Raw genomic sequence first — 23,100 nt, 5'->3', positions numbered from 1 at the left:
ACTTATTTAAGTTCGACAACAGCACCAGATTCTTCAAGCGCTTTTTTAAGCTCATCGGCATCAGCCTTGCTTGCTGCTTCTTTAACAGTTGCTGGAGCAGATTCAACTAAATCTTTAGCTTCTTTTAAGCCTAAACCAGTTGCACCACGTACTGCTTTGATAACAGCAACTTTATTTGCACCAACTTCTTTTAAGATCACATCAAATTCAGTTTTTTCTTCAGCAGCTTCTGCTGGACCTGCTGCGGCAACAGCTACTGCTGCAGCGGCAGAAACACCGAATTTTTCTTCCATCATTGATACAAGTTCAACAACGTCCATTACAGACATTTCAGCAACTGCATCTAAAATTTGTTCTTTAGTGATAGACATAATATTTAATTCCCAAATTTACAATTTTTTAATTAATAAAATTCACAATCAAGCTGCAGGTTAAGCGGCTTCTTTTTGATCACGAACTGCTGCAAGCGTACGAACCAATTTGCCAGCTGCGGCTTCTTTCATGGTCGACATCAAGCGAGCTAATGCTTCTTCATAAGTCGGTAATGTTGCTAAGCGATCAATGTTCGATGCGGTAATCAACTCACCTTCAAAGGCTGCGGCTTTAATCTCGAATTTATCATTTTCTTTTGCAAACGCTTTAAAAATACGCGCAGCAGCACCTGGGTGCTCATTAGAAAATGCAATAAGAGTAGGACCAACAAACATATCTTTTAAGCACTCATATTGAGTACCCTCGACGCTGCGGCGTAATAGCGTATTACGAACAACACGCATATAAACACCCGCTTCACGAGCAGATTTACGTAATGCAGTCATTTTTTCTACAGTTACACCACGAGAATCCGCGATAACTGCAGAAAGCGCACCTTTGGCGATCTCATTAACTTCAGCAACAATTTCTTGTTTATTTTGAAGATTTAGTGCCATTGGTATTGCTCCTGGATTAAACTAGGCAAAGCCTAGACTTATTTTAACTAACTATAATAAATATAATAGTTAGCACAACCACGATGAGCAGAGTTCCTGTATTATATCTATCAGGTTCTGTCACCGTCTACGTAGGAAGATTAAGTAATCAAACAACAATTACACCTACGGTCTTGGACGGGGTCTGATAAAGGTCAGACACCAACCGATTTCGTTTATTTAATTGCAATTATGCAATTAAATTGTTGCTGTCAATGATGTTTGATCAATAGCAACGCCTGCACCCATTGTAGTAGAGAGGCTAACTTTCTTAATGAAAATACCTTTAGATGAAGCTGGTTTTGCACGTTTTAATGCAACAAGTAATGCTTCAAGGTTTGCTTTAAGTTGATCTGCATCAAAATCCGCTTTACCAATGGTTGTATGAATAATACCATTTTTATCATTACGGTAACGGACTTGACCTGCTTTAGCATTTTTAACTGCTTCAGCAACATTTGGCGTCACTGTTCCAACTTTAGGGTTTGGCATTAAACCACGTGGCCCTAAAATTTGACCTAATTGACCTACAACTCGCATTGCATCTGGAGACGCGATAACAACATCAAAATTCATTTCGCCTTTTTTGATTTGTTCTGCAAGATCTTCCATACCTACTAATTCAGCGCCGGCTTCTTTAGCAGCGTCTGCATTAGCGCCTTGAGTAAATACAGCTACACGTACAGTACGACCCGTACCATTTGGAAGTACTATTGCACCACGTACGTTTTGATCTGATTTACGAGGATCAATCCCTAAATTCACAGCAACATCAACACTTTCTGTAAATTTAGCGGTTGCTAATTCTTTTAATAAAGCAATGGCTTCATTGATTTCGTATTGTTTAGTCGCATTCACTTTTTCGCGGATAAGCTTAGCTTTTTTAGATAATTTCGCCATGAATTAACCCTCCACTTCCAAGCCCATTGAACGTGCAGTTCCTTCAATAGAACTCATCATACTTTCAATGGTTGCACCATTCATATCAGCTGCTTTTAATTCTGCAATTTCACGAATTTGCGCTGATGTTACTTTACCAACTTTTTTCTTGTTAGGTTCACCTGAGCCAGACTTAATTTTAGCTGCTTTCTTTAATAACACAGCTGCTGGAGGGGTTTTAGTAACAAAGGTAAATGAACGGTCTGCATAAACGGTAATAACAACTGGCGTTGGTAAACCTTTTTCTAAACCTTCAGTTTTTGCATTGAACGCTTTACAGAATTCCATGATATTAACACCATGTTGACCAAGTGCTGGACCAACTGGTGGACTAGGATTTGCCGCACCAGCTGCAACTTGCAACTTGATATAGGCTTGTACTTTTTTTGCCATCGTAAGTTTCCTTTTCTCGGGTACGAACGCCTAAATTAATAATAAGTATTAACCCGCAGCTCCCCTAAGTTAAATGAGGGCGATATTATGCTATAAATAAAATAGAATTACAAGCCCTATTTTATTTTTTAAATTAATTGTCTTCTTTTCAAAACAGATTCTTAGTCTCAATTTAATGATGATGCTATATATACAATAAATTTTATTAATTTCATAAATTATAACTATAAAGAAGCATTCATAAAAAAAGCAGAGTTAAACTCTGCTTTTTTTATGAATATTAATATCTTAAATTATAAAACATTAATAGCATTCAATTCTTTAAATGCAAGCTCTAAACGAGCAGATAATGATTCTTGACCTTTACGTAACCAAACACGCGGATCATAGTATTTTTTGTTTGGTGCATCAGGACCTTCTGGGTTGCCTAATTGAGATTGTAAATAAGGTTCATTTGCTTTGTAATATTTTAAGATACCATCCCAGTTCGCCCACTGAGTATCTGTATCAATATTCATTTTAACGACACCATAACTAACTGCTTCTTTAATTTCTGCTTCAGTAGAGCCTGAACCGCCATGGAAGACAAAATTTAAAGATTTAGCAGGTAAATCGAATTTTTCAGATACATAACGTTGGGAATTATCTAAAATTTTTGGCGTTAATTTAACATTACCTGGTTTATAAACACCATGAACGTTACCAAATGATGCTGCAATTGTAAATCGTGGACTAATAGCACTTAAACGTTCATAAGCATAAGCGATATCTTCGGGTTGAGTATAAAGTGCTGAGCTATCCATATGACTGTTATCAACACCATCTTCTTCACCACCCGTACAACCTAATTCGATTTCTAATGTCATTTTCATTGCAGACATACGCGCTAAATATTGACAACATATATCGATATTTTCTTTTAATGGTTCTTCTGATAAATCGATCATATGAGAGGAAAATAAAGGTTTACCCGTTTTAGCAAAATGTGTTTCACCCGCATCTAATAAACCATCAATCCATGGTAATAATTTTTTTGCGCAGTGATCAGTATGAAGCATAACCGGCACACCGTATTTTTCAGCGACTAAATGAACGTGTTTTGCTCCCGAAATAGCACCTAAAATTGCACTTTCTTGACCTTCGAGTTTAAGACCTTTACCGGCAATAAATTGAGCACCACCATTAGAAAATTGAACAATAACTGCCGAGCCTACTTTAGCTGCTGTTTCAATGACAGCATTAATAGTGTTAGTATCAACACAGTTTACAGCTGGAAGAGCAAAGTTATTTTCACGAGCGACTTGGAATACTTTTTGTACATCATCCCCTGTAATTACACCAGGTTTTACAACATCAGAGATCTTTGTAGTCATTTTGTTACCTATTAATTTTATTTTTTAAAATCGAATTTATTTTTAAACCTTACATTAAAGGATGAGTTATTACTCATCCTTTAAAATTATACTAAAATTTACGCTTTTGCTCTTTCTTCTAACATGGCAACAGCAGGAAGTTTTTTACCTTCTACAAATTCTAAGAAAGCACCGCCACCCGTTGAAATATAAGATATCTTGTCTTCAATACCGAATAAATCAATAGCAGCTAAAGTATCACCACCACCAGCGATAGAGAAACCATCACTATCGGCAATAGCCTTAGCTACAATTTCTGTCCCACGACGAAAGTTAGGAAATTCAAAAACACCAACTGGACCATTCCATAAAATAGTTTTAGCATTTTTAATAATATTTGCTAAAACTTGAGCTGATTCATCACCTAAATCTAAAATTTGCTCATTATTTTGTACATCTTTTACGGATTTTTCTGTCGCGGGTGCCGTTTCACTAAATTCTGTTGCAACACGAACATCTGTTGGGACTGGAATTGAACAATTTGCCATCAATTTTTTCGCTTCAGGAATTAAATCTTCTTCGTATAAAGAATTACCAACGTTATAACCTTCAGCAGCAATAAAGGTATTAGCAATACCACCACCGACAATAATTTGATCAGCAACTTTTGATAAAGAATCAAGAACCGTTAATTTTGTAGAAACTTTAGAACCCGCAACAATCGCAACCATTGGTCTAGCTGGATTATCAAGTGCTTTACCTAATGCATCAAGTTCAGCAGCAAGTAAAGGACCTGCACAAGCAACAGGGGCATATTTACCCACACCATGAGTTGAAGCCTGAGCACGATGCGCCGTTCCGAATGCATCCATCACATAAATATCACAAAGCGCTGCATATTTCTTTGAAAGCGATTCATCATCTTTACTTTCGCCTTTATTAAAACGGACATTTTCTAAAACAACAAGTTCACCTTCAGCAACTTCAACCCCGTCAAGATAATCTTTTACTAAACGCACCGGAAAAGAAACATGTTCTTTTAAATAATCAACAACGGGTTGTAATGAGTATTTAGGATCGTATTCACCTTCAATTGGGCGGCCAATGTGTGATGTTACCATCACTTTAGCACCTTTTTTAATGGCTTCTTCAATAGTAGGTAAAGAAGCTCTTATACGTGCATCGGAGGTAACTTTACCATCTTTAACAGGTACATTAAGATCAGAACGAATAAATAAACGTTTACCTTTTAAATCGAGATCTTGCATTCTTATGATGGACATTTGACTTCCTCTTAAAAATAAAAAAAATAAAATACTAAAAATAATAAATAATTGCGCAATATTCTAACATAGAATTTATATTTTCGTTAATTCCTTTAAAAGCAAATTCTTTACTTAAAACAATCTTTTTTACATATTGATATTAAAATATTTTTATACTCGCGCATTGACAATTAAAAGAAAATAAGGCATATTCTGCCCCCTTATTAATATATAATTTCTATTTAACTTGGGAGTTGACTTTGGCTAATATCAAATCAGCTAAAAAACGTGCGGTTCAATCTGAAAAACGCCGTAAACACAATGCTAGTAACCGTTCAATGATGCGTACTTACATCAAGAAAGTTTACGCAGCTGTTACAGCTGGCGATAAACAAGCAGCTGAAGTAGCATTCAAAGATATGCAGACTGTCGTTGACCGTCAAGCAGCGCGTGGATTAATTCACAAAAATAAAGCTGCTCGTCATAAAGCAAATTTAAGCAAACAGATCAAAGCTTTAGCTTAATTTTTTCTGTTCGTTTCTGTAGTTAAAAAAGTGGTGTTAACCACTTTTTTTGTTTGTATAATATTTCTTAATTAATATATATAACTACTTTAGAGAGTCGATTGTGGTACAACGTGATTATGTAAAACGAAAAAAACCATCAAAAAAAAATAAATCGCGTTTTCTGCCAAATTTTATGATCGTGATTTCCATCATCCTTATTATTCTTTTTTCTGCAATTTTATATTTTGTTTCAACAAATAATCATACAAATAAACCTCTACCGAAAGCAAAGGTAACAACCGAACCGCCTGCAATGACTCTGCCGGAACAACCGCAAGAACGTTGGACTTACCTTAAAGAGCTCGAATCTCCGACGATAATTGCCGATCGCTCATCTTCTTCTATTGAGCAAGAAAAGCAACAGATACTTGATAGTTTTGCTGGTAATATAACTACAATAAAATCAGATAATAAGGAATCTATCGGCAACAATAATTCCAAAATAAATAATACTGCGCCTACTTCATCTGCACTAAATCAATGGGTGTTACAATGTGGTGCGTTTAAAAATAAAGCAAATGCTGATACACTAGTGGCTAAACTCGCTATGCAAGGTATTAACGCTTCTATTCACGAAGGTCAATTATATCGTGTCATAGCCGGCTCTTATAATAATAAAAATGATGCAGACATTGCTGTCAATTCTTTAAAAAAGAATGGCATTACAAATTGCTTAGTTGCTGCAAAGTGATATTTATGAAACTTACAAATCAAATCAAAAATTTTCTTAAAATTTTATGGGATAAAATTAACCATGATAATTTATTAACTGTTGCAGGTGGACTCGCTTATACAACAATTTTATCGCTTGTCCCATTAATTACCGTCGTTTTTTTACTTTTATCTGCTTTTCCGATGTTTCACGATGCAAGCCATGCATTAAAACAATTAATTTATGATAGCCTTGTTCCAACAGCTAGCGATACAATAACGCAATATCTAGAACAATTTATTGGCAATACCCAAAAAATGACGGTTTTTGGTGTTATTGGGATAATTGTGACGTCTCTACTATTAATTAATTCTATCAATAATGCATTAAATCTAATTTGGAAGACAAAACGTAAACGTTCACTAATGTATAATTTAACCATGTATTGGACAATTTTAACACTTGGTCCGATTTTAGCAGGTTCGAGTATTATGGTAAGTTCTTATATTCTTTCTTTGAAATGGATTTCACATGTTAATGCTGGCGGATTGCTACTGAGCTTTTTACCTTTCTTAATATCCGTAATTGGTTTTTGGTTACTCTATTCTATTGTACCAACTGAATCTGTCCCTTTTAGAGAATCAATAATAGGCGCTATTGTTGCTGCAGTACTATTTGAATTAGGTAAACGTGCATTTGCATTTTATATTACCTCATTCCCAACTTACCAGCTTATCTATGGAGTGTTATCGTCAATTCCAATTTTATTAGTTTGGATTTATGTCTCGTGGTGTATTATTTTATTTGGAGCCGAATTTGCAGCATCGTTGGCAATATTTAATAATAACAAAAAGAACTTATTAAAAAATTCACTTCCTGTTGATTAATTTAGGATAAACATCAAAAAAATGATAGCTTTAATTCAACGCGTTAAACGCGCTAGTGTCACTGTTGATGAAAAGATAATTGGAAAAATTAATTCTGGATTATTGGTCTTTTTGGGAGTCGAACAAGATGATAATGAGCAAAAAGCACTAAAACTTATCGATAAAATTCTTAATTATCGTATTTTTAGCGATGATAAGAACAAAATGAATTTAAATATTCAACAAGCCAATGGAGAGCTACTAGTCGTTTCTCAATTTACCTTAGTTGCCGATACTCAAAAAGGGATGCGTCCAAGTTTTAGTAAAGCAGCTAAACCTAATGAGGCTTGTGAGTTATATCAATTTTTTGTCAAAAATTGTCAATCGAGAATCACAACCGCAACAGGACAATTTGCTGCTGATATGCAAGTCTCATTAATTAATGATGGCCCTGTTACCTTTTGGTTGCAAATCTAACTTTTTCTGTTCAAAAAAAACACTTCATTACTTTTTCTAAATTTGTAAATTTGTAAATTTAAATTCTGTAAATTTTTTGTCTTACCGAATAACAGTTGATAAAACACATAGTTACATGATATTTTGTCAATCACGAGATAATAAAACAGGAGAATCTCATGATCACTGAATTTCCAAATTTAAATAAACCTCGAGTAAAATCGAGTTGGCTTATAGTTGTTGGTATCATTTTGATTATTTTGGGGTGTTTAGCGTTAAGTTATCAATTTCTTGCGACTATTTTCTCGGATTATGTTATTGGTGCTTTATTAATTATTGCAGGTGTAACACAATTAATTAATGCCTTTAATATTAAAGGAACAGGTCACGTAATTTTATGGGCTTTTGTCGGTATTTTATATATTCTTACTGGTTTTATCGCTTATGTACAACCTCTTGATTTCTCCGCAGCATTAACACTTATCTTATCTTTCTTATTAATTATGAGTGGTATTACACAATTATTTGCAGCTTATAATAATTGCGATTTTCCGAATTGGGGTTGGATTTTAGTTTCAGGAATTGTCACTTTATTATTAGGTATTTTTATTTTATTTAGTTGGCCTGCTAGTAGCATTTGGATCTTAGGCATCTTTTTAGGTGTTGATTTAATATTTCAGGGATGGGCATTTGTTTGTATTGGATTTGCATTAAGAAAACAGCCTGAATAAACTTCTTTTAAGGATCAATCGTTAAACGATTGATCCTGAATATCGTTTACGCGATTCTAAAACATCTTACTTGCATCTTTCATTTAATATTAAACTTGATTATTTATAGCTTTTATTAGTACGGGATTTTACATCTTGCATAGATTGCAAAATATGGTGGAAATTTTCTAATCTTGAGGTTGCAATTTTACCTTCATGCATTGCTGCTTGTAATAAACATCCTTTACTATCAAGATGATTACAATCCCGAAATCGACAACCACCTAAATAATCCGAAAATTCAATAAAGCCATTAATTATTTGATCGGGTTCAAGATGCCATAAACCAAATTCTCGTATCCCAGGTGAATCGATGATGTTTCCACCTTGCGGTAAATGATATAAACGAGTTGCTGTTGTTGTATGTTGACCAAGGCCTGAAAGTTCCGACACATCGCCTGTTATTGCTAATTGTGTTTGCTCAGGTAAAAGCAAATTAATAATACTCGATTTACCTACGCCTGATTGCCCAACTAAAATAGAAGTTTTATCTTGTAGAAGATTAACTAGTGATTTAATAGTTTTCGGTTCATTACACGAAATCATTAATACTTGATAGCCTATTTTTGTATAAATCGATAATGAATTTTCGATACTAATACGTTTTTGTTCATCCAATAAATCAATTTTATTTAATACAATGATAGGTTTGATTTGCGTCGCTTCACATGCAACTAAATAGCGATCAATGATATTTAATGATAATTCAGGTACAACTGCAGAAATAATAATAATTTGATCAACATTGGCAGCTACGGGTTTAACACCATCATAAAAATCCGGTCTAACGAGTTCTGACAAGCGTGGATAAACGGCTTCAATGATACCATTGGTATTGGTTTCAAGACTTTCTCGCCATATAACTTTATCACCTGTCACGAGTGAAGGCAAAGTTCGACGAATACTACAACGATAAATATGACCTTGATTATCTTCAACATCGGCAGATTTACCAAAACGACTAATTACCATACCTTCTCTCTGTGTGGAAAAGTTAGATAAATTTTCATCAGGATTAATTTCAAGTCGCTGCTTATGTTTAGCAGCAACACGCCTTTGCTGATTTTGCGATAATTGTTTTTTAGCCACGATTAACGAATATTTATTAGAACAGTTGCCCCAATATGCTACACTACTTAATCTCAAAAAGAAAATTAAACTGAACATTATGACTAAGCAACCCTATTTAGATTGTAATAATCTAATTTGGATCGATCTTGAAATGACAGGACTTGATCCTAAACATGATCGAATCATTGAAATCGCAACTATTGTAACTGATAGTCACTTAAATATTCTTGCTGAAGGTCCGGTCTTAGCTATTCATCAATCGAATGAAAGATTAGAAGCTATGGATGATTGGAATCAAAAGACACACGGCAAATCAGGTCTAATTGAACGTGTTAAACAAAGCAAGTTATCTGAAAAAGACGCAGAAGCACAAACTTTAGCTTTTTTAAAACAATGGGTACCTGAAAATTGTTCGCCAATTTGTGGGAATACTATTGGACAAGATCGCCGTTTTTTATTTAATTATATGCCACAATTAGAAAGTTATTTTCATTATCGTTATTTAGATGTCAGCACAATTAAAGAATTAGCTAAACGTTGGAAACCATCAATCTTAAAAGGTTTAACGAAACAAAGTACTCACCAAGCGTTAGAAGATATTCGCGATTCAATTGCAGAACTTAGCTACTATCGCCAATATTTCTTCCAATTGGATAATTAAAGATGATAACTTTTTTTTATACGCTCATACTTTATCTTATTCAACCATTAATTTGGTGCCGTCTATTATGGCGAAGTATAAAAATTCCTGCTTATCGTAAAAGGTGGGCTGAACGTTATGGATTTTGCAAAGGCAAAGTTAAACCTGATGGGATTCTTATACATGCTGTATCTGTTGGTGAAACAATAGCTGCTTTGCAATTAATCAAACAATTAAAATTAATTTATTCCTCTTTACCAATAACCGTCACAACCATGACACCAACTGGATCGCAACAGGTAACAGCTTTATTGGCAGATAAAGTTAGTCACGTTTATTTACCTTATGACATACCTTGTGCAATAAAGCGATTTTTAAAAGTTACTCGTCCTAAACTTGTCATTATCATGGAAACCGAAATTTGGCCTAATTTTGTTAATCAACTTACTAAACAAAAAATCCCGCTTATTCTTGCTAATGCAAGATTATCCGAACGTTCAGCAAATCGCTATGCTAAACTTGGTCAATCTATCCAAAACTTACTTTCTAAAATTACCGTTGTTGCTGCCCAAAATGCACAAGATGGACAACGTTTTTTAAATTTAGGTCTACCTAAAAATCAACTTGCTATAACAGGTAGCGTAAAATTTGATATTGATTTAACTGTTGAACAAACTAAGCAAATTCAATTTTTAAAAAATACATGGCAACTTAAAAGACCTGTTATTATTGCGGCTAGCACGCATCAAGGAGAAGATGAAATCATCTTAAGGCAGTTTGCGCAATTACGAAATAAATATCCAGATTTACTCCTTATTCTTGTACCCCGTCACCCCGATCGATTTAAACGCGTTGCAAAATTAATTACTGAGCAACATTTTAATTTATTATTACTAAGTGACAACAAGGTACCATCAAATGATATTGACATTATTTTAGGTGATACCATTGGCGATTTAATCAAACTTTATGGACTTGCAGATATTGCTTTTATCGGGGGAAGTTTAATTGAACAAGGCGGACATAATCCTTTAGAAGCCGCTTTACATCATTTACCGATTATTATGGGTGAACATTTTTTCAATTTTAAAACGATTGGACAACAATTAATTGATGCTAATGCAATGATAATCTGTACAAATGATAATAGCCTATATTCCGCCATGGATTCTTTATTGAGTGATAAAAACAATCGCCATAAAATGGGTGAAAATGCCTTTCAAATTTTAAAACAAAATCAAGGAGCTCTACAGCGTTTAATTGCGATTATCAAACGTTACTTACCAATACAATGAGGAAAAAAATGGGCAATAAACATGGCGTTTTATTGATTAACTTAGGTACTCCAAGCACAACGTCTCATTATCATATAAAAACTTATCTTACTGAGTTTTTACACGACAGGCATGTAGTGGACCTCCATCCATTAATTTGGTATCCCATTTTGCATGGCATCGTATTACCTAAAAGAGTACCTTATATTGCTAAGCATTATCAAAAAATTTGGATAAATAATCTTTCACCATTAATGTATTATAGCCAATTATTATGTGATAAATTGCAAACATTATTAACTGATATGCCTTGTGCAATTGCAATGACCTATGGTGAACCTAGTATACAATTAGCTCTAAAAAAATTAAGTGATTGCTCACGAATTACCGTTATTCCACTCTTTCCACAATATTCGACAACAACAACCTTAGCTGCGTTAAATAAACTTAAATCAATTTTAGCTAAAGACATAATCCAAGCTAAATTTGATTACATTCACGATTACTCAGCAAACCCCAATTATATCGAAGCTCTTTTTTCATCAATTAAAGCCAGTTTTTTATTACATGGCATACCAGAAATATTACTACTTTCATTCCATGGTATACCAATACGCTATATTAAACAGCGTCAAGATATCTATATACAGCAGTGTCAACAAACGACCGAACTATTAATTGAAAAATGCCGTAACCATGGTATTAATTTACCCATTAAAATGACTTTTCAATCTAAATTTGGCAAAGGAGAATGGACTAAACCTAATATTAGTGATGTTTTACAACAATTAGCAAAAGATAACATTAAAAATGTACAAATTATGTGCCCAGGTTTTGCTGCAGATTGTATAGAAACACTTTATGAAATTGATGATGAAAATAGAGAGATCTTTTTAGCCACAGGCGGTAAACAATTTCATTATATTCCTGCTCTTAATGCGTCTGACGAACAATTAACCTTATTAAGAGATTTAATATTTAATGAACCTAAAACAGAACTTTCTTGTAAATATTAATAAAATAAAAAGATCTACCACGCCAATCCTGATTTATTAAAAATAATTGATAAAAATAAGGAATTAGAAAGGATAAAAAATAAATAACCCAGCTAGTGCTGGGTTATTTATAACGATTCACATTAAAATTAATTAAATTTTAGTTGTGAATGTACGTGCAATAACATCACGTTGTTGTTCTGCAGTTAAAGAATTAAAACGCACTGCATAACCTGAAACACGAATAGTTAATTGTGGGTATTTTTCTGGATTTTGTACAGCATCTTCTAATGTTTCACGGCGAAGTACGTTAACATTTAAATGTTGTCCACCTTCAATCTTAACTGTTGGCGCAACATTAACAGGAACTTCACGATATTCAAATTGACCAAGTTCAGCAGTTGGGACAATTTGATCTTCTTTGTAAACTGATTTAGCCGCAATACAACGAGCTTCATTTGTTGCATCATCAATTAACCAGAAAGAATTTTTTAATGCAGCATTATCGGTTTTAGTAATTTGGATACCTGTAATCATTTTGGAACCTCCTATTGAGTATAATAACCCTTATAAAAATTAAGGTTACTATAGCATTTTAGTAATTTGATTAAAATAAGTACTAGCTATTTATCCAATAGCTATTACCTTTTAGTTTTAAAAGTTTAAACTTATCGGTTATTATGATAACTCAAATTTTCGATAACAATAGTTATACTTAATACCAATGGTTGGTTAAGAATATGAATACAAATCTAACATGGCATGATGTTTTGGGTGAAGAAAAGCAAAAACCTTATTTTCAGCAAATTATTCAATATGTAAATAATGAACGTGCAACCGGTAAAACTATTTATCCACCAACCGCTGATGTTTTTAATGCATTTCGTTTTACCCCTTTCGAAGAAATCAAAGTCGTCATTTTAGGGCAAGATCCTTATCATGGACCACATCAAGCTCACGGGCTAGCATTTTCAGTTTTACCTAATGTAAAAATCCCACCGTCACTCGGTAATATTTATAAAGAATTGCAAAATGATATTGAAGGCTTTATCCCTCCACATCATGGTTATTTAGCATCATGGGCTACTCAAGGTATTTTATTATTAAATACGGTGTTAACTGTTGAGGCAGGAAAAGCACATTCACATGCCAAAATAGGCTGGGAAAATTTTACTGATCACGTTATTGCATCAATTGATAAATATCATGATGGTGTCATTTTTTTATTATGGGGATCGCCTGCTCAAAAAAAAGGACAATTTATTAATCGTCAAAAACATCATGTTATCACATCAGCTCACCCATCGCCTTTATCAGCACATCGTGGTTTTTTAGGATCGAAGCCTTTTTCGAAAGTTAATGAAATTATTATAAAACAAGGCGGTAATCCTATAAATTGGCAACCCGTTTTACCTCATCAGTAAATAAAATAATTACTGGGTAAAAGAGAAGTAAAAATATTGATGGCACTTTGTAATTAGGTTTTCATCTAAATAGCTTTATGATAATATTACCGCTCAGTGGTTATTTTTATCATCTCGATAATCACCAAATAACAACACTGAGGTTCCCCGAATGAAAATAGTTGAAGTAAAACATCCTCTTGTTCGCCATAAAATTGGTTTAATGCGCGAACATGATATTTCTACCCGCGAATTTAGAGATCTTGCCAGCGAAGTTGGCAGCTTATTAACTTATGAAGCCACTGCAGATTTACCAACTGAAGAAGTAACCATTCAAGGATGGTGTGGTCCGGTCAAAGTTGATCGTATTAAAGGGAAAAAAATTACAGTTGTTCCAATCTTACGTGCTGGATTAGGCATGATGGATGGCGTACTTGAACATATACCTAGTGCCCGCATTAGCGTTGTTGGTTTTTATCGTAATGAAGAAACGCTTGAGCCGGTTCCTTATTTTCAAAAATTAACCTCAGATATTGAAAATCGCATGGCACTTATCGTCGATCCAATGCTTGCAACAGGTGGTTCGATGGTTGCAACTATTGATTTACTTAAAAAAGCAGGTTGCAAAAAAATTAAAGTTCTTGTTTTAGTCGCAGCCCCTGAAGGGATCAAAACACTTGAACTCGCCCACCCAGATGTTGAATTATATACAGCATCCATTGACGAAAAATTGAATGAAAAGGGATATATCATTCCAGGTCTAGGTGATGCAGGCGATAAAATATTTGGTACTAAATAAAACCTTCAAATTTAAACCGGTTTATCCGGTTTTTTTATGTCCCAAAAAAATAGCAAGTGATCCATTTTAAATATCAAATCATTTTCATTTAATTTAAAAAAGAGAGGATTGAGTGTCTCATACATCTATTACCCCTTTAAAAAATAAGTTACCGCTTAACAGCTCATGGCAAGATGTTTTCACAGGAGCACAAATGTTATTTGTAGCTTTTGGTGCGCTGGTATTAGTCCCTATTTTAACGGGATTAAATCCTAACGTTGCACTTTTTACTGCGGGCCTAGGTACCTTATTATTTCAGCTAACAACCCGAGGAAAAGTTCCGGTCTTTTTAGCTTCCTCATTTGCTTTTATTGCACCGATTTCTTTTGGTGTATCACAATGGGGATTACCAGCGACATTAGGAGGACTTGTCGCCGCTGGTTTTGTATTTATGTTTTTTTCTTTTTTAGTCAAAATTAACGGCTCAAATGTAATTAACCGAATTTTGCCTCCTGTCGTTACAGGTCCAATTATTATGGTAATTGGATTATCTCTTGCTCCTTTAGCTGTTAATATGGCACTTGGCAAAAGTGCAGAGTTTCATGCTGAATCCTATCAATTGATTATGATTTCAATGGCCTCTTTATTAACAACATTAATCGTTGCCATTTGGGCCAAAGGTTTTTTCAAACTGGTACCTATTATTTCAGGGATCATTGTCGGTTATAGTTTATCTTGCTTGTTTGGTATTGTTGATTTTGAACCAATCATTAAAGCACCTTGGTTTACCATGCCTGATTTTACCTTTCCCGAATTTAAATGGCAGGCAATTTTATATATGATTCCTATTGTCATCGCACCAACCATTGAACATGTAGGCGATATTATGGCAATCGGTGCAGTAACTGGTAAAGACTATACTCGCAATCCGGGATTACAACGCACATTACTTGGCGATGGCATTGCCACCTCAGCAGCGGGCTTTTTAGGAGGACCACCTTGTATTACTTATGCTGAAGTCATTGGCGCTGTAACATTAACGCGAAACTTCAAGACTCGTGTAATGACATGGGCTGCTATTTGGGCTATTTTAATGTCCTTTATTGGCAAAATTGGTGCATTTTTAGCCTCAATTCCAACCGTTGTTATGGGTGGTATCATGGTATTACTTTTCGGCTCTATTGCCTCTGTCGGTATTAATATTCTAATCAAACATAAAGTCGATTTATCAATTTCTCGTAATTTGTGTATTGTATCTTTAGTGCTCGTGTTTGGCATTGGTGGTATGATTTTTGATTTTGGCAGCTATACCTTACAAGGTATTAGTTTATGTGGCATTTTAGCCATCCTATTAAACCTTATTTTGCCACACACTCACCAAGAAACATCAGCTAAAAACTAATATTTAATTAATTAAATAAAAAAGCGCGCAAACGTTTATTTGCGCGCTTTTTATATCATAACTGATAAATATTATTTTACTGGTCGCATCGCAGGGAACAATATAACATCCCGAATGGTATGACTATTAGTAAATAACATCACAGTTCTATCAATACCAATACCTAATCCTGCGGTTGGTGGTAATCCGTGTTCTAATGCTGTCACATAATCTTCATCAAAGAACATGGCTTCATCATCACCTGCATCTTTTTGTGCGACCTGATCAGCAAAACGTTGAGCTTGATCTTCTGCATCATTTAATTCTGAGAAACCATTACCAATCTCGCGTCCACCAATAAAAAATTCAAATCGATCAGTGACAAAAGGGTTTTCATCATTTCGACGGGCTAAAGGCGAAACTTCAGCTGGATATTCAGTAATAAAAGTTGGTTGCATTAAATTTGATTCGGCGACTTCTTCAAAAATTTCAGTGACAATGCGCCCAAGTCCCCAACCTTTTTCAACTTTAATACCGACTGATTTAGCTATCTCACTCGCTTTATCGAAATCATCTAAATCGGCATTGTTCGTTTCTGGACGATAATGACAAATCGCTTCACGCATGGTCATTTTGATAAATGGTTTACCAAAATCAAAACTATGATCGCCATATTGTACAATCGCGTTACCAGTAATTTTAATTGCCAACCGACGGAAAAGCTGTTCAACCATAACGATTAAATCTTTATAATCCGCATATGCCATATACATTTCCATCATGGTAAATTCTGGATTATGCCTTGGCGAAACACCTTCATTACGGAAATTACGATTTATTTCAAAGACACGCTCAAAACCACCAACAACTAAACGTTTTAAATAAAGCTCAGGTGCAATACGCAAATACATATCAATATCTAATGCATTATGATGTGTAATAAATGGTTTTGCCGATGCCCCACCAGGAATAACATGCATCATTGGTGTTTCGACTTCCATAAAATGATGCTCAAGCATAAAATGACGAATTTCGGAAACAACATCAGAACGCGCTTTAAAGGTATGGCGAGAGGCTTCATTAGTAATAAGATCTAAATAGCGTTGACGATAACGCATTTCCTGATCCGCAAGCCCATGAAATTTATCTGGAAGGGGACGTAGTGCTTTCGTTAACAAACGGATTTCTTGACAATGGATTGAAAGCTCACCTGTTTTGGTTTTAAATAAATAACCTTTAGCACCAACAATATCACCAAGATCCCATTTTTTAAATTGCTCATTATAAAAACCTTCTGGTAAATCATCACGCGTTACATAAAGCTGTATTTGCCCACTTACATCTTGTAATGACACAAAAGAGGCTTTACCCATAATACGACGCATCATCATACGACCGGCTACAGTGACAACAATTTTCTGTTCAAGTAATTCTTCGTTAGTCTTATCACCATACATTTTATGAAGATCGCTTGCGATAGCATCGCGCCGAAAATCATTAGGGAAAGCATTTCCTTGAGCACGTATTTGTACAAGCTTTTCACGGCGTGCTTGTAATTCATTATTTAATTCTTCAGTAGGATTTTGCTTATCTTGCTGCTCTGTTGACATAATTTTACCTTATTATCTATAAACTATTTATAAACAAATCGTTTATAAACCTGCTTTTAAGCTTTCTTCAATAAATTGATCTAAATCGCCATCTAATACGGCTTGAGTATTTCGTGTTTCGATACCGGTTCGTAAATCTTTAATACGCGAATCATCAAGTACGTATGAACGAATTTGACTACCCCAGCCAATGTCTGATTTATTCTCTTCCATTTGTTGTTTCTCAGCATTCTTTTTAAGCATTTCAAGCTCATATAATTTTGCTTTTAATTGCTTCATCGCCTGGTCTTTATTGCTATGTTGAGAACGATTATTTTGGCATTGCGTAACAATACCTGTTGGAATATGCGTAATACGGACTGCTGATTCCGTTTTATTAACATGTTGCCCACCCGCACCCGATGCTCGATAAACATCAATACGTAAGTCAGCTGGATTAATCTCTATATCAATATCATCATCAATTTCAGGATAAACAAATACCGAGGCAAATGAGGTATGACGACGATTACCTGAATCAAAAGGGCTTTTTCGAACTAATCGATGCACACCTGTTTCCGTGCGTAACCATCCATAGGCATAATCACCAGAAACTTTAATGGTTGCTGATTTAATCCCAGCAACATCACCGTCCGAAATTTCCATCACCTCAGTTGTAAAGCCTTTCGATTCCGCCCAACGTAGATACATGCGTAATAGCATTTCCGCCCAATCTTGAGCCTCAGTGCCTCCCGATCCTGATTGAATATCCAGATAACAATCCGCGCTATCATGATCACCAGAAAACATACGTCGAAACTCAAGACTCGCTAGCTTTTCCTCTAATTGCGCAAGTTCAACAGTCGTTTCATTAAAGGTATCGACATCATCGCTTTCAATAGCCAGTTCTAATAAACCTTCTGCATCATCTAAACCTTGCACTAAGGAATCTAATGTTGTGATAACTTCATCAAGACTGACACGTTCTTTTCCTAAAGCTTGCGCTCTTACCGGGTCTGCCCAGACTTCAGCTTGTTCAAGTTCTGCATTGACTTCTTCTAAACGTTCTCGTTTAACATCATAGTCAAAGATACCCCCGAATGATGGTCGTTCGTTCGGTAAGTTCAGCAATTTTCGTTTTTACAGGATTAATTTCAAACATGATTGATTTTATGAGTTTATCTTTTTGAAAACCGTTTATTTTAGCGGATTTAAGCATAAATTAGCAATTACCAATATTATTCATCACTAATTTTTATATAATTATAAATTAGTCTGCTTTTCTTCATCGTTATTCGCAAAAATAAGATAATTACATTCATAAGGTGCTAAATTCAACTCTTTAGTCACATATTCATGAGAATTTCGATAATTAGAATATAAAATTTGCCAATTAAATTGCGCCAAATTAGTGGGTAACTGCCATTCAACATTTGTGTTTGTGAAATTAGCGATAACTAATAGATATTGGTTATGCCATTTTCTTAAATAACACCATAACTCGAGTGATTGTGGATTTAAATCAAGATAGTCGGCAAACGTAAAGATCAAATATTTTTTTCTTAATGAAATCAATGTTTGATAACAATAGAAAATTGAATTCGGATCTTGTAATGATAAATCAACATTTATTTTATTGTAATTTGCTGCGACATCAATCCACGGCTTACCTTTTGTAAAACCTGCATTTTCACTATTATTCCATTGCATAGGCGTGCGACTATTATCACGCGATTTACTCGCTAAAATAGCAAGTATTTCTTTTTCATCCATTCCTTGCTTTAATTTCATTTGATAAAGATTTAAGCTTTCAATATCTCTATATTGTGAAATATCAGTGAAATAAGGGTTTGTCATACCGATTTCTTCACCTTGATAAATATAAGGTGTACCTTGCATACCAAAAAGAATCATCGCCAACATTTTGGCAGAAGCATTATGAAATTCCTTATCATCACCAAAACGCGATACAATTCTCGGTTGATCATGATTACACCAAAATAAGGCATTCCAGGCTCGATTATGCATACCTTGTTGCCAATAAGAAAATAATCTTTTTAGTTCGATAAAATCCATATTTGCTAAGGTCCATTTATCTCCATTTGGATAATCTACTTTTAGATGATGGAAGTTAAACGTCATGGTCAGCTCTGAACCATCTAAATTAGCATACTGTTGGCAATGTTCTAATGAGGTTGAAGACATTTCGCCAACGGTTATCAGATTATTAGGCATAAAAACATCAGCGCTCATTTCTTGTAAATAAGAATGGATTTTTTTACCATCGGTATAAAATGCTCTTCCATCACCACATAAATCATCGGGAAAAGTCTGATCTTTAGAAACTAAATTAATCACATCAAGCCTTAAAGCGTCAATGCCTTTAGCAACCCAAAACTGACAGATTGCTTTTAATTGCTTTCTAACTTCGGGATTTTCCCAATTTAGATCAGCTTGTTCTTTAGCAAAAAGGTGCAGATAATATTGTTTAGATTCATCATGCCATTGCCAAGCATTACCACCAAATTTTGATAACCAATTATTAGGTGGTTCACCATTTTTTTTACTATCACGCCAAAAATAAAAAGAGCGATATGGACTATTGCGATCAAGCGATGATTTAAACCAAGGGTGAGAGGTTGAGGTATGATTAAAAACCATATCCATCATGATTCTCATCCCTTTTTTATGTGCTTTATTGACTAAAAGCTCAAAATCCGCCATCGTTCCATAATCAGGATCAATATTATAATAATCGGCAATATCATAACCATTATCAACTTGTGGTGACGGATAGATAGGTGTTAACCAAATAGCACTAACGCCTAAAAGCTGTAAATAATCTAACTGACTAATAATACCACGAAGGTCACCGGTTGCTTGAGCACCGCTTGCTTGAAAACTTTTCGGATAAATTTGATAAACAACGCCATTTTTCCACCATGGCAGTATTTCATTATTATGATTGATATTTATTTGGGAAAGCATAATGATATTACCTTAATATTTTAAATTAATTACGCATAGCTGAATAATCACCTTTGTTGATATCTAGACTGGTTCAACAAGATGATTTTTAATCAGTAAATTGATAAAACAACAATAGCTATATTAGATTAATTTTCAATCAAACCTTTCTTTTCTTTGTAACGATACACTAACATGGTTAAACAAATAGGAACAATTATAGCAATAAACATCGCAAATAAATAAATTAGCCAATAAGTAGGTTGGATAGATAAAATACCCGGCAGTCCACCAACACCGATCCCATTAGAAAGCACCCCAAATAAACCACAAATTAAGCCAGATAAAGCAGCACCTATCATCGCACACAGCATCGGAAACTTATATTTTAAATTAATTCCATACATAGCAGGTTCAGTCACACCTAAATACGCAGATATCGCAGCAGGTATAGAAATTTCTCGTTCATGATATTTTTTGCTAATTAAAATAATACCAACAACGGCAGACGCTTGCGCAATATTAGATAACGCAATAATTGGCCATAACGGTGTGCCGCCTAAACTGTTGGTCATCTGCATATCTATAGCTAATGTCGTATGATGAATACCTGTAATAACAAGTGGCGCATAAAAAAATCCGAAAATAAATGATCCGATAGGAGCAAAACTGCCTGTCATCAAAAACTTAACAATATTTGCGATACCGTCACCCAAAAAACGCCCAAATGGACCTAACACAACATGAGCTAGAAATACTGATATCGTTAAAGCAACAATAGGAACAATCACTAAATGAAGATAATCAGGGATGATTTTTCTTAATCTTGTTTCGAGCCAACCTAACGTAACACCGGCTAATATTGACGGAATGACTTGAGCTTGATAACCCACTTTTTGAATGGTGAATATACCGAATTGCCAAACATCGGGAACTTGAGAACCTAATAAATAAGCATTCATTAATTGCGGTGAAACTAAGGTAATACCTAATACAATACCAAGAACCGGTGATCCTCCCATTTTACGCACTGTTGACCAACATATTGCAACTGGTAGAAAATGGAAAATCGCTTCACAAGGTAACCAAAGCATATTATAGATTGGCACTAACCAGGAATAAGTTGCTGTTAGTGGCTGATCATTGATTGTCGGCATCTCACCTATAATATTTCGAATTCCTAAAAGTAAACCACCTGCAATAAGGGCTGGCAGTAAAGGTATAAAGATTTCAGCAAAATTAGAAATGAGTCTTTCCCATACAGACATATTTTTCTTAGCTAATCGTTTTGTTTCTTCTTTATTTGATTCATTGATCCCCATATGTTTAATTAAAGCCTGATAGACATCCGCAACATTTGTACCAATAATAATTTGAAATTGACCTGCATTAGTAAAACAACCTTTTACAAAAGGTAATGCCTCAATTTCGGCTATATTCGTTTTATCTGCATCTACTAAAGCAAATCTTAAGCGCGTCATACAATGAATGACACTCGCTATATTTTCTTTTCCACCAATTAAAATGATTAATTTTTGTATTGAATCTAAATCTATTTTTTGTGGTTGTTTCATAAAATCCTCTCATAGTAATCATTAAATCCTTTTGGATTGAATTTAATTGTTATAAAACTTTTTATCACTTTGAGTATAAAAGGATTTATGCTTTCAAAGAATGGAAACATTACTCAATTGTGATTTTAGTCACATAATTAAATTTATTATTTATCTCGTTTAAATTATCTTATTATCAAGTCATTTATACTATCAAAAAATTATTAAAAATACGTTTTTTGAGTACAAGAAAAAACAATAATACTACCGAATTGTTACTTTATCAGGCTTATTAGGATTTTTATGGCAAGTAGACTTAAGTAAAAAACATATGAAAGTAAAAACCACAAAAAATCTAATTATCCGAAAATTTACCCGCTTAATTGATTTTTATTGCTTGTTATCTTGTTATATAGAAGAAAGAAAAAGATAGAAATGCATTGGCTATAAATCAAAAAAGGCGCCAAAGCGCCATTTTATAAAGATTTTTACATTGCATAAAACTTATTTAGCATTAGCAAATAGTTCAGCGACTTTATCCCAGTTAACCACATGCCAAAAAGCGCCAATATAATCAACACGACGGTTTTGGTATTTTAAATAATAAGCATGTTCCCACACATCAATAGTTAAAATAGGCGTGCCATAAACTTCAATACCCGCAAACTTTTCACCCATCACTGGGGTATCTTGATTCGCTGTTGAGACAATAGCAAGTTTACCATCTTTCACAACAAGCCAAGCCCAACCAGAACCAAAACGTGAAGCGGCAGCAGCGGCAAATTTTTCTTTAAAAGCATCAACAGAGCCAAAATCGCGTTCAATAGCCGCTTTTAAATCACCTTTTAATTCAGTACCAACTTTTAATAGTTCCCAAAATAAAGAATGATTGACATGCCCACCCACGTTATTTTTAAGTGGATTTAATTTTTCAACAGGCACTTTATCAAGATTTTTTAATAATTCAATTGGTGATAAATTTTGCAAATCAGGTGATAAAGTCTCAACAATTGCATTTGCATTATTTACATATGCCTGATGATGTTTATCATGGTGAAGATGCATCGTTTCGCTATCGATATACGGTTCAAGTGCATCATAAGCATAAGGTAATGGAGGTAGGGTATAAGCCATAACATTGCTCCTAAATTTTAAGTCGTAATGACAAATTGATGTTATAGTTTATATAATATCGATTAAATTCTCAAACTATTATTTGAAT

Annotated in this window: 24 protein-coding genes; 11 read left to right on the top strand and 13 right to left on the bottom strand. The window is 34.3% G+C overall.

Features of this window, described 5'->3' with window-relative positions:
* Window positions 1-2: 2 nt before the first annotated feature.
* The 6 genes from rplL to pgk form a co-directional block, all read right to left on the bottom strand.
* Window positions 3-371: a 50S ribosomal protein L7/L12 gene (gene rplL / locus ACSYSW_RS01570; protein WP_491705013.1), complete on the bottom strand. Its 369-nt coding sequence runs from the start codon at window positions 369-371 to the stop codon at window positions 3-5.
* Between the two features lie 60 nt (window positions 372-431).
* Window positions 432-929 carry a 50S ribosomal protein L10 gene (gene rplJ, locus ACSYSW_RS01565; RefSeq protein ID WP_491705014.1) on the bottom strand — a complete coding sequence of 166 codons (498 nt, stop codon included), beginning with the start codon at window positions 927-929 and terminating at the stop codon, window positions 432-434.
* A 237-nt stretch (window positions 930-1,166) separates the two neighbouring features.
* The gene (gene rplA, locus ACSYSW_RS01560) at window positions 1,167-1,868 is read right to left on the bottom strand and encodes a 50S ribosomal protein L1 (RefSeq protein ID WP_491705015.1); all 702 of its coding nucleotides are present in this window, start codon (window positions 1,866-1,868) and stop codon (window positions 1,167-1,169) included.
* Between the two features lie 3 nt (window positions 1,869-1,871).
* Window positions 1,872-2,300 (bottom strand): 50S ribosomal protein L11, encoded by a 429-nt coding sequence (gene rplK / locus ACSYSW_RS01555; RefSeq protein ID WP_491705016.1) that lies wholly within the window; start codon window positions 2,298-2,300, stop codon window positions 1,872-1,874.
* Window positions 2,301-2,593: 293 nt separating this feature from the next.
* Window positions 2,594-3,673 (bottom strand): class II fructose-bisphosphate aldolase, encoded by a 1,080-nt coding sequence (gene fbaA / locus ACSYSW_RS01550; protein ID WP_491705017.1) that lies wholly within the window; start codon window positions 3,671-3,673, stop codon window positions 2,594-2,596.
* 98 nt (window positions 3,674-3,771) lie between these two features.
* Complete coding sequence (gene pgk, locus ACSYSW_RS01545) at window positions 3,772-4,935, bottom strand: phosphoglycerate kinase (RefSeq protein WP_491705018.1); 1,164 nt, start codon at window positions 4,933-4,935, stop codon at window positions 3,772-3,774.
* Window positions 4,936-5,177: 242 nt separating this feature from the next.
* Between pgk and rpsT the strand changes: the two genes are divergently transcribed.
* The 5 genes from rpsT (at window position 5,178) to ACSYSW_RS01520 (ending at window position 8,188) form a co-directional block, all read left to right on the top strand.
* Entirely contained in the window at window positions 5,178-5,441 is a 264-nt protein-coding gene (gene rpsT, locus ACSYSW_RS01540; protein WP_491705019.1) for a 30S ribosomal protein S20, read from the top strand.
* 103 nt (window positions 5,442-5,544) lie between these two features.
* Window positions 5,545-6,174, top strand: a complete 630-nt coding sequence (locus tag ACSYSW_RS01535; protein WP_491705020.1) for an SPOR domain-containing protein — start codon at window positions 5,545-5,547, stop codon at window positions 6,172-6,174.
* 5 nt (window positions 6,175-6,179) lie between these two features.
* A complete protein-coding gene (locus ACSYSW_RS01530) occupies window positions 6,180-7,022 on the top strand; it encodes a virulence factor BrkB family protein (protein WP_491705021.1) in 843 nt (280 codons plus the stop codon).
* A gap of 21 nt (window positions 7,023-7,043) precedes the next feature.
* Window positions 7,044-7,478: a D-aminoacyl-tRNA deacylase gene (dtd, locus tag ACSYSW_RS01525; RefSeq protein WP_491705022.1), complete on the top strand. Its 435-nt coding sequence runs from the start codon at window positions 7,044-7,046 to the stop codon at window positions 7,476-7,478.
* 158 nt (window positions 7,479-7,636) lie between these two features.
* Window positions 7,637-8,188: an HdeD family acid-resistance protein gene (locus ACSYSW_RS01520; protein ID WP_491705023.1), complete on the top strand. Its 552-nt coding sequence runs from the start codon at window positions 7,637-7,639 to the stop codon at window positions 8,186-8,188.
* A 99-nt stretch (window positions 8,189-8,287) separates the two neighbouring features.
* Here the strand turns inward: ACSYSW_RS01520 and rsgA are convergent, their stop codons facing one another.
* Window positions 8,288-9,316, bottom strand: coding sequence for a small ribosomal subunit biogenesis GTPase RsgA (gene rsgA / locus ACSYSW_RS01515; RefSeq protein WP_491705024.1), 1,029 nt, complete (start codon window positions 9,314-9,316; stop codon window positions 8,288-8,290).
* A gap of 79 nt (window positions 9,317-9,395) precedes the next feature.
* Between rsgA and orn the strand changes: the two genes are divergently transcribed.
* Genes orn through hemH form a run of 3 tightly spaced genes read left to right on the top strand, consistent with a single transcriptional unit; the run spans window position 9,396 to window position 12,228 of the window.
* The gene (gene orn, locus ACSYSW_RS01510; RefSeq protein WP_491705025.1) at window positions 9,396-9,959 is read left to right on the top strand and encodes an oligoribonuclease; all 564 of its coding nucleotides are present in this window, start codon (window positions 9,396-9,398) and stop codon (window positions 9,957-9,959) included.
* A 5-nt stretch (window positions 9,960-9,964) separates the two neighbouring features.
* Window positions 9,965-11,233, top strand: coding sequence for a lipid IV(A) 3-deoxy-D-manno-octulosonic acid transferase (gene waaA / locus ACSYSW_RS01505; RefSeq protein ID WP_491706120.1), 1,269 nt, complete (start codon window positions 9,965-9,967; stop codon window positions 11,231-11,233).
* Between the two features lie 8 nt (window positions 11,234-11,241).
* Window positions 11,242-12,228, top strand: coding sequence for a ferrochelatase (hemH, locus tag ACSYSW_RS01500; RefSeq protein WP_491705026.1), 987 nt, complete (start codon window positions 11,242-11,244; stop codon window positions 12,226-12,228).
* Between the two features lie 132 nt (window positions 12,229-12,360).
* On the opposite strand, the gene grcA is transcribed toward hemH, so the two are convergent.
* Complete coding sequence (gene grcA, locus ACSYSW_RS01495) at window positions 12,361-12,744, bottom strand: autonomous glycyl radical cofactor GrcA (RefSeq protein ID WP_491705027.1); 384 nt, start codon at window positions 12,742-12,744, stop codon at window positions 12,361-12,363.
* A 203-nt stretch (window positions 12,745-12,947) separates the two neighbouring features.
* Here grcA and ung point away from each other — a divergent pair, with 203 nt between their 5' ends.
* The 3 genes from ung (at window position 12,948) to ACSYSW_RS01480 (ending at window position 15,790) form a co-directional block, all read left to right on the top strand.
* Entirely contained in the window at window positions 12,948-13,631 is a 684-nt protein-coding gene (gene ung, locus ACSYSW_RS01490; protein WP_491705028.1) for a uracil-DNA glycosylase, read from the top strand.
* A gap of 151 nt (window positions 13,632-13,782) precedes the next feature.
* Entirely contained in the window at window positions 13,783-14,409 is a 627-nt protein-coding gene (gene upp / locus ACSYSW_RS01485; protein ID WP_491705029.1) for a uracil phosphoribosyltransferase, read from the top strand.
* 193 nt (window positions 14,410-14,602) lie between these two features.
* Window positions 14,603-15,790, top strand: a complete 1,188-nt coding sequence (locus tag ACSYSW_RS01480; protein ID WP_491706318.1) for a uracil-xanthine permease family protein — start codon at window positions 14,603-14,605, stop codon at window positions 15,788-15,790.
* 71 nt (window positions 15,791-15,861) lie between these two features.
* On the opposite strand, the gene lysS is transcribed toward ACSYSW_RS01480, so the two are convergent.
* The 5 genes from lysS to ACSYSW_RS01455 all read right to left on the bottom strand — a co-directional run bounded on the left by lysS (window position 15,862) and on the right by ACSYSW_RS01455 (window position 23,012).
* Window positions 15,862-17,379, bottom strand: coding sequence for a lysine--tRNA ligase (gene lysS, locus ACSYSW_RS01475; protein ID WP_491705031.1), 1,518 nt, complete (start codon window positions 17,377-17,379; stop codon window positions 15,862-15,864).
* Window positions 17,380-17,421: 42 nt separating this feature from the next.
* A protein-coding gene (gene prfB, locus ACSYSW_RS01470) for a peptide chain release factor 2 (protein WP_491705032.1) occupies window positions 17,422-18,520 on the bottom strand; the annotation gives its coding sequence in 2 pieces (ribosomal slippage) (window positions 17,422-18,444 and window positions 18,446-18,520; 1,098 coding nt in all).
* 101 nt (window positions 18,521-18,621) lie between these two features.
* Window positions 18,622-20,346 carry an alpha,alpha-phosphotrehalase gene (treC, locus tag ACSYSW_RS01465; protein WP_491705033.1) on the bottom strand — a complete coding sequence of 575 codons (1,725 nt, stop codon included), beginning with the start codon at window positions 20,344-20,346 and terminating at the stop codon, window positions 18,622-18,624.
* A gap of 128 nt (window positions 20,347-20,474) precedes the next feature.
* A complete protein-coding gene (treB, locus tag ACSYSW_RS01460) occupies window positions 20,475-21,899 on the bottom strand; it encodes a PTS trehalose transporter subunit IIBC (RefSeq protein WP_491705034.1) in 1,425 nt (474 codons plus the stop codon).
* Between the two features lie 483 nt (window positions 21,900-22,382).
* Complete coding sequence (locus ACSYSW_RS01455) at window positions 22,383-23,012, bottom strand: Fe-Mn family superoxide dismutase (RefSeq protein WP_491705035.1); 630 nt, start codon at window positions 23,010-23,012, stop codon at window positions 22,383-22,385.
* Window positions 23,013-23,100: the final 88 nt, after the last annotated feature.

Source organism: Gilliamella sp. ESL1225 (genome assembly GCF_058502635.1).
The sequence above is the reverse complement of the archived record's forward strand: the minus strand, read 5'-3'. Positions and strand labels throughout refer to the sequence as shown.